This window comes from Flavobacterium sp. 120 (genome assembly GCF_003633605.1).
GTDB classification, from domain to species: Bacteria; Bacteroidota; Bacteroidia; order Flavobacteriales; family Flavobacteriaceae; genus Flavobacterium; species Flavobacterium algoritolerans.
Genome location: NZ_RBKZ01000001.1, coordinates 2,989,971 through 3,003,672, shown reverse-complemented (window position 1 = coordinate 3,003,672; position 13,702 = coordinate 2,989,971). Strand labels below are relative to the sequence as shown.

Annotated in this window: 8 protein-coding genes; all 8 read left to right on the top strand. The window is 34.3% G+C overall.

Annotated features, from left to right (window positions below):
- The gene (sprA, locus tag C8C87_RS12885; RefSeq protein WP_121342864.1) at positions 1-7,149 is read left to right on the top strand and encodes a cell surface protein SprA; all 7,149 of its coding nucleotides are present in this window, start codon (positions 1-3) and stop codon (positions 7,147-7,149) included.
- A gap of 93 nt (positions 7,150-7,242) precedes the next feature.
- Entirely contained in the window at positions 7,243-7,623 is a 381-nt protein-coding gene (gcvH, locus tag C8C87_RS12880) for a glycine cleavage system protein GcvH (protein ID WP_121342863.1), read from the top strand.
- Positions 7,616-7,993: a VanZ family protein gene (locus tag C8C87_RS12875; protein WP_099716256.1), complete on the top strand. Its 378-nt coding sequence runs from the start codon at positions 7,616-7,618 to the stop codon at positions 7,991-7,993. Before gcvH ends, C8C87_RS12875 begins: the two co-directional genes overlap by 8 nt.
- Before the next feature lie 223 nt (positions 7,994-8,216).
- Positions 8,217-8,960, top strand: a complete 744-nt coding sequence (gene deoC, locus C8C87_RS12870; protein WP_099714317.1) for a deoxyribose-phosphate aldolase — start codon at positions 8,217-8,219, stop codon at positions 8,958-8,960.
- A gap of 19 nt (positions 8,961-8,979) precedes the next feature.
- Positions 8,980-11,103 (top strand): gliding motility protein RemB, encoded by a 2,124-nt coding sequence (locus C8C87_RS12865; protein WP_121343373.1) that lies wholly within the window; start codon positions 8,980-8,982, stop codon positions 11,101-11,103.
- A gap of 82 nt (positions 11,104-11,185) precedes the next feature.
- Positions 11,186-12,088, top strand: a complete 903-nt coding sequence (gene cyoE / locus C8C87_RS12860; RefSeq protein ID WP_121342862.1) for a heme o synthase — start codon at positions 11,186-11,188, stop codon at positions 12,086-12,088.
- Positions 12,089-12,090: 2 nt separating this feature from the next.
- Positions 12,091-12,678 (top strand): cytochrome c oxidase subunit 3, encoded by a 588-nt coding sequence (locus C8C87_RS12855; RefSeq protein WP_099714319.1) that lies wholly within the window; start codon positions 12,091-12,093, stop codon positions 12,676-12,678.
- A gap of 42 nt (positions 12,679-12,720) precedes the next feature.
- Positions 12,721-13,698: a cytochrome c oxidase subunit 3 gene (locus C8C87_RS12850; RefSeq protein WP_121342861.1), complete on the top strand. Its 978-nt coding sequence runs from the start codon at positions 12,721-12,723 to the stop codon at positions 13,696-13,698.
- Positions 13,699-13,702 lie beyond the last annotated feature (4 nt).

Genomic DNA, 13,702 nt, shown 5'->3' with positions numbered 1-13,702 from the left:
ATGCATAAAATTTGTACTTTTTTGCTTGTATTATTCTGTGGTTTTGCATCGCAAGCCCAAGTAAATCAAGCAGCTCAGGATACCGTTAAAACTGGATTTTCTATTGGAAAAGTCCAGATGAAAAACCCAAAGAGTATTCTCTCAGCCTATACCTATGACCCTATAACAGACAGGTATATTTACACAAATTCTGTTGATGGATTCTCTATCAATTATCCTATTATATTGACACCAAAGGAATACGAAAAATTGGTTTTGAAAGAATCCATGCGCGATTACTTCAAAAAAAAGGTGGATGCTATTGAAGGAAAAAAAGAAGGCAGCGAAGAAGCAAAAAAAGATTTATTGCCAAGATATTACGTGAAATCAGGGCTTTTTGAGTCTATTTTTGGAAGTAATACCATTGATGTAAAACCAACCGGATCTATAGAAATGGATTTGGGAATGCGTTATACAAAACAAGATAATCCCTCTTTTTCACCTAGAAATAGGTCCAATCTTTCTTTTGATTTTGATCAAAGGATAAGTATGAGTTTGATGGGGAAAGTGGGGACAAGACTTAATGTAAACGCTAACTACGATACGCAATCAACATTTGCTTTTCAAAACTTAATGAAGTTGGAATATGCGCCTTCAGAAGACGATATCATCCAAAAAATTGAAGTAGGAAATGTGAGTATGCCTTTGAACAGTTCTTTGATTCGAGGCGCGCAAAGTTTATTTGGTGTAAAAACACAATTGCAATTTGGGAAAACGACTATTACAGGCGTCTTTTCTGAGCAAAAATCACAAACGAAAAGTTTAATCGCTCAAGGCGGAGGGACAATTCAAGATTTTGACATGTTTGCATTGGATTATGATAATGACAGGCACTTTTTCTTATCGCAATACTTTAGAAACAGATACGATAAATCATTAGTAAATTATCCATTTATAGACAGTAGGGTTCAAATTACCCGACTTGAAATTTGGGTAACCAACAAACAAAATAGGGTAGTCGCTACTAACAATAACCTCAGAAATATTATTGCACTTCAGGATTTAGGGGAAGGACAATTAAATGGTCTGACGGATAATGAAGTAGTTGTTTTGGATCCTATTCCTTCCAGTCCTCCTTTTTTTATTGCAGGACCGGATACTCCAACAGATAATAAAAACAATGCATACAATCCTGAATTAATACAAGCAGGTGGTGGTTTATTGAATCCAAATATTCGTGAAATTGTAACTTCAAACTCAGGTTTTAATGTTACTGTAAGCGAAGGACAGGATTATTCTAAATTAGAAAATGCTCGAAAGCTGAATCCAAATGAATATACGTACAACCCACAATTAGGTTATATTTCATTGCAACAAAGATTGGCTAATGATGAGGTTTTGGCAGTTGCTTATCAATATACAATTGGCGATCAAGTGTATCAAGTGGGGGAATTTGGTAATGACGGAGTTGATGCAACAGTAGTTACAGGAAACAGTCCTTCAAATCAAGCGATTATTTCTCAAAGTTTGATTTTGAAAATGCTGAAAAGTAATTTGACCAATGTTAAAAATCCTGTTTGGAACTTGATGATGAAAAACATCTATCAGATTCCGGGTGCTTATCAAGTAAAACAAGAAGATTTTAGATTTAATATTCTTTACACAGATCCATCTCCTTTAAATTATATTACGGAAGTTCCGGGAAGTCCTTTTCCACCGAATCCATTGCCTCAAAATGAAGTTGCCGAAACACCTTTGTTAAAAGTATTTAACTTGGATAAATTAAATTATAACAATGATCCTCAAGCTGGAGGTGATGGTTTTTTTGATTTTATGCCTGGCTTAACGATGGATGCCCAGTACGGAAGAATTATTTTTACTACGAAAGAGCCATTTGGAGAATTATTGTTTTCGAAATTGTCAACTGGAGGAGAAAGTTATAACAATACCGGTTCTTATAATGAAAACCAAAAGAAATATGTGTTTCGTAGTATGTACCGAAACACACAATCTGGAGCTTTACAGGACAGCGATAAAAATAAATTTTTATTAAGAGGAAAATATAAATCCTCCGGTGGAGACGGAATACCTATTGGTGCTTTAAATGTGCCACAAGGTTCTGTTGTGGTTACTGCTGCAGGTAGAGTTTTAGTTGAAGGAATTGATTATAGTGTAAATTATCAATTGGGAAGAGTTCAGATTTTAGATCCGTCACTTCAGGCTTCTAATACACCTATCGAAGTGTCATTGGAAAATAATTCCGTTTTTGGTTTACAAACCAGAAGGTTTATGGGAGTGAATGTAGAACATAAAATTTCGGATAATTTCTTGATTGGGGGAACTTTCCTTAAGATGACCGAAAGACCATTTACTCAAAAATCAAGCTTTGGTCAGGAATCAGTTAACAATACTATTTTTGGTTTCAATACTAATTTTTCAACCGAAGTTCCTTTCTTGACTCGATTGGTTAATAAATTACCAAATGTAGATACTGATGTGCCATCTAATCTTTCTGTAAGAGGAGAAATTGCTTTTTTGAAACCTGACACTCCAAAAGCAGATCAGTTTCAGGGAGAGTCTACCATTTATGTAGATGATTTCGAAGGGTCGCAGTCTACTATAGATATGCGTTCCCCGTATGCTTGGAGTCTGTCATCAACACCGGAAAGAAATACCATGAGCACGTATGATTTCAATGCGAATGCAAATGATTTGAGTTATGGATTTAAAAGAGCCAAACTAGCTTGGTATTCTATTGATCCTATTTTTTATACTCAAAAGCCAGCAGGAATTTCAAATCAAGATTTATCCTTCAACAATACCAGAAGAATTTTTAGTGAGGAATTGTATCCTTTGACAGATATTGCACAAGGGCAGTCTCAGGTTATAAATACATTGGATTTAAGTTATTATCCTTCTGATAGAGGTCCGTATAATAACAGTTTGAATTCGTCTACAAATCCAAGAGATAATTTTGGAGGAATTATGCGATCATTAAATTCGACTAATTTCGAACAAGGAAATGTTGAATATATTCAGTTTTGGGTATTAGATCCTTATGTAGGAAACGGTCAGGTGCCACAATCTAATACTGGAAAAATTTATTTCAATTTAGGTGAAATATCTGAAGATGTTTTGAAAGATGGAAGAAAACAATATGAAAACGGACTTGGACCTGATCAGATATTGGTAAATCCACAGCCATTATGGGGAGATGTTCCGGCTTCACAATCACTAATTTATGCTTTTGACACTAATGTAGCAAACAGAACAAATCAAGATATTGGTTTGGATGGTTTGGCTAATGGCAATGAAGGAGCTGTATATACAAATTTTGCCTCAGAGTTAGATCCGGCGGCAGATGATTATACGTTTTATTTGAATGCTTCCGGAGGAATTTTGGACCGATATAAAATGTATAACGGTACTGATGGAAACTCTGCGGTTGATATTAGTGACCCAAACAGAGGATCAACAACTGTTCCTGATGTAGAGGATATCAACAGGGATAATACCATGAACACAATTAATGCGTATTACGAATATAGTATTGATGTACAGCCAAACATGAATGTAGGGGAAAATTATATTACTGATATAAGAAATACCCAAGTGACTTTACCGGATGGCTCAACTACTGATGCAAGATGGCTGCAGTTTAAAATACCGGTTTCACAACCCGAAAACACGATAGGAAATATTTCTGATTTTAGATCGATTCGTTTCATGAGAATGTTTATGACAGGTTTTAGTGAAGAAGTAACCGTTCGTTTTGGTGCGTTGGATTTGGTGCGAGGAGAATGGAGACGCTATACCAATACGCTTGATTTTAATGACACTAATGTTGCTGATGATGATACTAATCTAGATGTTTTAGCGGTTAATGTTCAAGAAAATAATGAGAGATGTCCAATAAATTATATTGTTCCTCCAGGAGTGCAAAGGGAGCAATTATACAACAACAATACAGTTATCAATCAAAATGAGCAGTCGTTAGCATTGAGAGTATCCGGAAACGGATTAGAACCGGAAGATTCCAGAGCAGTTTTTAAAAATGTAAGTATAGACATGCGTCAATTCAAGAAACTGAAAATGTTTTTACACGCAGAATCATTGCCAAATGAAGTTGTGCTGCAAGACAATCAAATGGTTGGATTCATCCGTTTTGGAAATGACTTTACTCAAAATTTCTATCAAATTGAAATTCCTTTAAAAGTGACGAGCCCAACTTCTGCTTCAAATACAGATTGTTCCCCTTTGAGCGCTGAGGAAGTTTGGCCAGAAGAAAATGAGATTGATTTGTCACTGGCTTTATTGACAAAATTGAAAATTCTCGCAATGAGTATTAATCCTAGTACATTGCCACTGGATGGTATTTATTATCCGGATAATGATCCGGCAAATACTGAGGGTGACGGAAGCGATAGATTGCGATTGGGTATAAAAGGTAATCCTAATTTTGGATTAGTGCGAACGCTGATGGTTGGTCTAAAAAACAACGAATCCCGAAATGATATCAAAGGAGAAGTTTGGTTTAATGAACTGCGCTTAGCGGATATGGATAATCAAGGCGGGATGGCTGCTGTATTGAATGTTGATACAAATTTAGCTGATTTTGCTACAGTTTCTGCTTCAGGTAAAAAGAGTACTATTGGTTTTGGAACTTTAGAACAAGGACCAAACGAAAGAAACCGTGAGGATACAGAACAATATAGTATTGTGACTAATGTGAATCTGGGTAAATTATTACCTCCAAAATGGCAAATTAATCTGCCTTTCAATTATGCTATTGGCGAGGAGACCATAACTCCGGAATATGATCCTTTTAATCAAGATATCAAGCTAAAACAATTGCTTGCTAATACAGCTGATCAGAACGAAAAAGACAACATCGAAAAAAGAGCTATTGATTATACAAAACGTAAAAGTATAAACTTCATTGGGGTTAGAAAAGACCGAAGCCCAGAACAAAAACAGCGTGTGTACGACCCGGAGAATTTTACTTTTTCCCAGTCATTTAATGAAGTGGAAAGACATGATTTTGAAATTGAAGATTATGTAGACCAGCAGGTAAATACATCGGTGGACTATGCCTATACTTTTAAACCAAAATCAGTAGAGCCTTTCAAGAAGACAAAATTCATGAAAAAAAGTAATTATTGGAAATTGTTAAGCGATTTCAATTTTAATTATTTGCCTTCTAATATATCGTTTAATACCAATATCATCAGACAATACAACCGTCAGCAATTTAGACAGGTAGATGTTGAAGGAATTGGGTTAGATCCTTTGTACAGAAGAAATTTTGCGTTCAATTATCAATATGGATTTAATTTTAATTTGACTAAATCTTTAAAATTAAACTATACGGCTTCTTCCAGTAATATTGTAAAAAATTATTTGAATGAGGACAATGAACCTATCGAAACTTTTACAATCTGGGATAGTTATTGGGATATTGGAGATCCAAATCAGCACATGCAGCAATTGGTTGTGAATTATGAAATTCCAATCAATAAAATCCCATTATTTAGTTTTGTCAAAGCTAATTATTCTTATACTGGAGACTATAGCTGGCAACGTACTTCTAATGCATTGTCTCAAATAGAAATTGATGGAAATAGTTATAATTTAGGTAATACGGTTCAAAATGCGAGTTCAAACAATTTGAATGCAACTTTAAATATGGATATGTTGTATAAATATTTAGGGCTAACAAAAAACGCAAATAAAACAGTTCCAAAACCTAAAACAACCGCTCCAAAACCAGGTGAAAAAATAGTAAATACAAATGCTAATCAAGTACCAAAAAATAATGAATTTGTAGATGGTTTTATTGGAGTTTTAACCAGTATTAAAAACATTCAAATGAATTATACCTATAACAGCGGTACGGTTTTACCGGGATATACGCCAAGTGTAGGGTTTCTAGGTTCGTCAAGACCGTCGTTAGGATTTATTTTTGGGGCACAAGACGATGTAAGATATGAAGCTGCCAAAAATGGTTGGTTAACGAACTATCCTGATTTTAACCAAAATTTTTCTCAGGTAACCAATAAATTATTTAAAGCGACCGCAAATGTAGATTTGCTGCCGGATTTAAAAATTGATTTGTCATTAGATCGTGCTTATTCTGAAAATTCTTCGGAACAGTATGATGTTATTGACGGGGTTTATAATCCTAGATCTCCATATGATACAGGTATTTTTTCAATTTCTACGGTGTTGATAAAAACGTCGTTTTCGGTTAGTGATGAAAATTCATCGGTTGCATTTGATGATTTTAGAATGAACAGACTTACGGTGGCCAATCGATTAGCTACACAACGAGGAATTGACATTACTAATCCGAGTAATTTGGACCCAGATGGATTTCCGATAGGTTATGGAAAAAACAATCAGGCAGTATTGTTGCCTGCGTTTTTAGCAGCTTACTCAGGCGGAAATGCTTCAGATGTTTCTCTTGGGATTTTTAGAAGTTTCCCAATTCCAAACTGGTCGATAAAATACAATGGTTTGATGCGTTATGGACTCTTTAAAAAGAATTTCAAACGGTTCTCTTTGCAACATAATTACAGGGCTTCTTATACGATAAATGCGTTTAGATCAAATTTTGAATACGACAAAGATCCAGAAGGAAAGGATGCGAGTGGTAATTTTTTCAATCAAACGATAATGTCAAATATAAACTTGGTAGAACAATTTAATCCGTTGTTGCGAATGGATTTTGAATTGAAAAGTTCCTTAAAAGTATTGGCCGAAATTAAAAAAGACAGAGCATTATCCATGAGTTTTGATAATAATTTGTTGACAGAAGTTAAAGGAATAGAATATGTGGTAGGATTGGGTTATCGTTTCAAAGACGTAATTTTCTCTTCCAGATTGGCAGATAATCCAACAGGAATAATAAAAAGTGACATCAATTTAAAAGCAGATGTGACTTATAGAAACAATCAAACGATTGTAAGATATTTGGATTACGATAACAATCAATTGGCTGGAGGGCAAAATATATGGTCTTTGACGGTCAAAGCAGATTATGCTTTTAGTAAAAACCTGACGGCTATTTTCTATTATGATCACTCTTTTTCAAAAGCAGTAATATCTACTTCTTTTCCGTTGACAAATGTTCGTTCCGGAATCACACTTCGTTATAATTTTGGGAATTAATTTTTCTAAAAGGGAACAATTTTGAATAGAAGATTATTACATTTGTGGCATAAAATTTAAATTATCAATAAATAATTATCAATTACAATTTATATGAACATACCAGTAAATTTAAAGTACACTAAAGATCACGAATGGGTTAGTATTGAAGGCGATACTGCAACTGTAGGAATCACTGATTTTGCACAAAAAGAATTAGGAGATATCGTATATGTTGAAGTTGAAACTTTAGACCAGACTTTAGACAAAGATGAGGTTTTTGGTACAGTGGAAGCAGTTAAAACCGTTTCTGATTTGTTCCTGCCATTAACAGGTGAAATTATTGCATTCAATGATGCTCTTGAAAGTACTCCTGAAAGTGTTAATTCTGATCCTTATGGAGCTGGATGGATGATCAAGATAAAAATTGCAAATATGGCAGAAGTAGATGATTTATTATCTAGTGATTCTTACAAAGAACTTATTGGTGCCTAAACAAATATATTTTTTGGCCGCTTTATTATGGGCTGGAGTTATTGCTTTTTTTTGTTTGATTCAGCTGAATAATGTTCCGCTGGGAGAGGTTTCAAATCTGGATAAATTAGTGCATGTCTTTTTTCATTTTGTTTTAACGATACTTTGTTTTTTGTTTGTTCAAAAATATACAAATGCGATAAACAGTTTAAAACCCATACTAATTTCTTTGCTGTTTTCTGTTTTTTTTGGAATAGGTATTGAAATAGCTCAAGAATTATTTACCACTACCAGGCATGCAGATGTATTTGATGTTTTAGCAAATTTATCTGGTGCAATTTTAGGAGTAGCAGTTATTATTTTATTTGATTTGAAAACAAAATTCACATAAAATTCAATTTAAATAGAGTCCCACTTTGGTGGGACTTTTTTATTTTATAGCATTCAGAAACACGAATGTTTATTTAGTTTAGTTTGTTTTTTTTTTAAAAGGATGTAAAAACTTCAGTTCTAGCGTTAAAAATACAAAATAGTGAAATTTTATAGTAAACTTATGTGCATATAAAATGTATTTTTGTGCGTGATAATCTACTCTAATTAAGAAATCAAAGCGCATGAATATCAAGCAATATTTAGATTCTACCTATTTAAAAACGGCAGAACAAGCGGGACTCAGCGAAAAAGAAAATACTTTGGTTGTCAAAGGATTTATCCAAGAAGCAATCGAGGAGCATTTTAAGCTTATTATGATTCGTCCTAATATGGTTTCTTTGGCAAAAAAAATGATTCTAGAGGCAAATTCAGTTGTGGCAATAGGAACTGTAATTGATTTTCCGGAAGGGAAATCTTCATTAGAAAATAAACTTAGCGAAGCTCTTCAAGCGATACATGATGGTGCTGATGATTTAGATTTTGTGTGCAATTATGAAGCTTTTAAAAGAGGAGAAATAGCTTTGGTGAAAGAAGAAATCCTGAAATGTACTCAATTGGGTTTGGATAATAATAAGGTAGTAAAGTGGATTATTGAAGTGGCGGCTCTAAGTGATAAGGAAATTATCCAGTTGTCAAGTTTGATAAAAAATGTAATCGTTTCTAATTTTAAACAAGAGCTTTTCGCATCGGTTTTTGTGAAGTCCTCGACTGGATTTTATAAAACAGAAAATAATTTGCCAAATGGCGCCACTATTCCTTCAATAATGATGATGCTCGAAAATGCATCGCCCCTTCCGGTGAAAGCTGCAGGAGGCGTAAGGACTTACGAAGAAGCGGTTAAGATGATTCAATTGGGGGTTAAAAGAATAGGTACATCAGGTGCAAAAAGTATTGCTAACGGACAAAATTCACATAATGAATATTAAATTCACAAAAATTATAAACATGAAAAAAGGGTTGCTGGCTTTATTTTTATTTTCGTTTTCCTTTTTTGCATATTCCCAAGATTTCAATACGACTTCAGTACAATCTGGTAATTCGGCGGAGCGATTTCCTGTTTTTCCTGATTGTGTAAATTTGCAATCGAAAGTGCTTGAGAATTGCTTTTACAGTCAAGTTCAGGATTTTGTTTTTCAAAATTTCCAAGTTCCGGATAATTTAAAGCAAAATAATTTTAAGGGGAATGTAAAAGTTCTTTTTGAAGTGGACAGTAATGGTGTTTTTAAAGTGATTTATGTTGATGCTGTTGATGAGACGTTGATAAAAGAAACAAAAAGGGTTTTTGGTACATTTCCAAAAATAGAACCGTCTACCTATAACGGAAAACCTACCTATTCTAAGTTTACCATTACTATTGCCATACCTTTAAAAAGTAGAGCGGAACTCGAAGCAGAAGCTTTGGCGAAAGCCGAAATAGTTTCAAATAATAAACCGAAGCTTACTGAATTGGATAGTATTGTGTATAAAAAGTTTGCTAATCCGGAGTTTGAAAGCCATTTGAATGTTCCTTTTTCGCACAGTTACTATGCACAGTTTGATGGTTCTTTAAATCAAGTGGGAAGTAATAATCACACGGCTTCAAAGCCATATACGTATGCTGAGGTTTCAAAATATTACGACCTGAAAGCCGTTAATGAAAAGATAAAAAAGAAAGCTTCTGGTTGGTGGGCAAGAAAATTATGGAATGAGAATACTGTTGAAATTCAGGGCGAAGGATATTGGTTTACATTAAATCCTATACTGGATTTGCAGGTTGGTAAAGATTCAAAAAGTGAAGCCTCTTACAGTTATGTAAATACGCGCGGAATCAATTTTAGAGGAGGGTTAGGCAAACAGCTTAATTTTTCTACCACGGTTTTTGAAAGTCAAGGACGCTTTGCAGATTACTTCAATCGTTATGCGGAATCCATAAAGCCAGCTGGCGGAAATCCTGCTATTATTCCTGGGATAGGGATTGCCAAAGATTTCAAAACAGATGCTTATGATTTTCCTTTGGCTGAAGCCAATTTGACTTTTACGCCTAGTAAATATTATGATTTACAATTGGGTTACGGCAGAAATTTTATTGGTGATGGATACCGTTCTTTGTTAGAAAGTGATGGCGCCAGTCCGTATCCTTATTTTAAATTGAATACTAATTTTTGGAAAATAAAATATACCAATACCTACATGTGGCTCAAAGATGTTCGTCCTGAGGTAACATTAGAAAGAACGTACGCTACAAAATTTATGGCAAATCATTATTTGAGTTGGAACGTTTCGAATAAATTGAATCTTGGTTTCTTCGAGTCGGTGATTTGGACCAATACGAATGACAGAGGTTTTGATGTGAATTTTGTGAATCCAATTATATTTTATCGTTCGGTTGAATTCGCTTCTTCGGCAAGAAGTGGAAATGCAGTTTTAGGATTGACATTTAAGTATAAATGGAGCAATCAAATCAATTTTTACGGACAGTTTATTCTGGATGAATTTTCTCTTGGAGACATCAAAGAAGGAGATAATAGTTGGAAAAATAAGTACGGATATCAGTTAGGTGTTAAGTATTACAATGCTTTCAAAGTTGATAATTTACTGCTGCAATTAGAGTACAATCATGTGCGTCCTTATGTGTATTCTCATAGCATGCCAATCACAAATTATGCGCACAACAACCAGAGTATCGGACATCAATGGGGAGCAAATTTCAAGGAATTTATAGCCATTGCCCGTTATCATAAAGGAAGGCTTTTTGCTGATGCAAAAGTTACTGTGGGGACTCGAGGATTTGATTTTGATACCGCCGAAGACGGTTTTAATTACGGAGGAAATATCTATAAGGATTACGATGAAAACAGGGCTCTTGATAGTGGTGTAAAAGTAGGTCAGGGAAATAAAACGGCTGTTTTTATAGCTGATTTTCAAGGAGGGTATTTAGTGAATCCATCGACGAACCTGAAGCTTTTTGGAAGTTATATTTACAGAAGTTTTGATCCTGCAAAAAACACAGCAACCACTTTCACTGAAAGTACTAATTGGTTTACTTTAGGATTGAGAGCTGATATTTTTAATTGGTATTTTGATTATTAATCTTTTTGTGAATTGTTTTTTGTCAAATCCCTTTTGATACACTACTTTTGCAAAAGTTTTTCAAAACAAACAAACTCTAGTATTGAACGCAACACAAAATACATTTTCATTAAAATCCATTTATATTGATTTCCGAGAGATCACTAAGGCACGTTTAGCTATTAGTGTTGTGTTTTCGTCTATCGCGGGTTTTATGCTTGGGATTTATGATTTGCATTCATTGGATTGGATGGTTTTGCTAAAATTGGCAATTGGCGGCTATTGTATGGTAGGAGCATCAAATGCTTTTAATCAAGTTATCGAAAAAGATTTAGATGCCTTGATGGATAGGACTAAAAATCGTCCCGTTCCGGCTGGCAGAATGTCTCAGGCTACGGCTTTGATTATAGCGAGTCTTTTAACAGTTGTTGGAATTGCATTGTTGTATACAATCAATCCAAAAACTGCTATGTTTGGTGCCGTTTCAATATTTTTATATACAAGCGTTTATACTCCTTTGAAAACGATGACTTCATTGTCTGTTTTTGTGGGTGCTTTTCCTGGAGCTATTCCTTTTATGTTGGGTTGGGTTGCGGCAACAGGAGAATTTGGAATAGAAGCTGGAACCTTGTTTTTAATTCAGTTTTTTTGGCAATTCCCCCATTTTTGGGCAATTGGGTGGTTTTTGTATGAAGATTATGAGAAAGCTGGTTTCTTTATGTTGCCTACAGGTAAAAAAGACAAAGGAACAGCCTTGCAGATTATATTATACACGGTTTGGTTAATTTTAGCGTCACTTTTACCAGTTTTGGGATATACTGGACGTTTGTACATGACGCCAATTGCTGCGATTGTTGTATTTTTACTTGGATTATGGATGCTTTTTTATGCTGTTCGATTATACAAATTAAGAACTGCAAAAGCGGCCAGAACTTTAATGTTAGTTAGTGTTTCTTATATTACATTGTTACAATTGGTTTATATATTTGATAAATTTTTAAGATAGTTATGGAGATGATAATGACAACTGAGGAACAAAAATCTAGAACTGCAAGATCATATAAGTTGATTTTGTTGTTTGCAATGGTTAGTATGACTATGATGTTTGCTGGGCTTACCAGTGCTTTTGTAGTGAGTAAATCCAGAGCAGACTGGTTGAAGGATTTTCAATTACCAATAGCGTTTTATTACAGTACTGCAGCAATAATAGGATGTAGTGTTGCTTTTCATTTGGCTAAAAAAGCGATTCAGAAAAACAATCAAAGTAAAACGACAATTTTTCTTTTGACGACATTAGTTCTAGGAATATTGTTTGTAATTTTACAGTTCGTAGGATTTGGTCAAATAGTGGATAATGGGTATTATTTCACCGGAAGTGGAAGCTCAATAACGACTACTTTTTTATACGTTGTTACGGTTGTGCACTTGATTCACCTTGCTGGTGGCGTGATTTCACTTCTAATTATAATTTATAATCATTTTAAACAAAAATACAATTCATCTCAAACCCTTGGAATTGAACTAGGTGCAATGTACTGGCACTTTCTTGACTTATTATGGGTTTATTTGTTTTTGTTTTTATATTTCTTTAAATAAGAAAAAAACGTAAATTTGGGAACTTTTTAACGAATAACTTTTATGGAAGCGACAGTTACTACTGCAAATAGTGAAGAAAAAACTTGGGGAGGCGGCAATGAGCCAATGGGAGCAAGTTATGGCAAATTAATGATGTGGTTTTTTATCGTATCGGATGCTTTAACGTTCTCTGGATTTTTAGCAGCTTACGGTTTTTCTCGATTTAAATTTATTGAAACTTGGCCATTGGCCGATGAAGTGTTTACACACTTCCCATTTATGCATGGAGTATCTGCTCCGATGTATTATGTGGCATTAATGACTTTTATTTTGATTTTTTCATCTGTAACAATGGTTTTGGCTGTTGATGCAGGTCATCAAATGAAAAAAAACAAAGTAGTTATTTACATGTTCCTGACCATTATTGGTGGTTTGATTTTCGTAGGATCTCAAGCATGGGAATGGAAAAATTTCATCAAAGGTGAATATGGTGCTATTGAAACAAAAGGAGGAAGTTTACTTCAGTTTGTGGATAAAGACGGTAACCGTGTTGCTTTAGCTGAGTTTGCAGCTACTTTACCTGAAGAAAGAGAACAATTGACAAGAAGTAAAGGAAAATGGTTTATGGATGAACCAAGCTTGCCTTCTTATTCAGTTGCTGAAGTTCAAGCAGGTTTCAAAGCCCATCCTGAACTTTTAATCAGAACTGAGGTAATAACCAAAGAGAAGAAAAAAACAATCCTTTCAAGAGAAGAGTCTGAATTAAGATTGAGCCAAGCACATTATGTTGTTGAAGGCGCAAACTTGAAAAGAAACGAATACGGAAGTAAATTATTTGCTGACTTCTTTTTCTTTATCACTGGATTCCACGGATTCCACGTTTTTTCTGGAGTAATCATAAATATTATCATATTTTTTAATGTGTTAATTGGAACTTACGAAAAAAGAAAAAGTTATGAAATGGTAGAAAAAGTGGGTCTTTATTGGCACTTTGTCGATTTAGTTTGGGTATTTGTATTTACAGTTTTCTATCTAGTTTAATTTC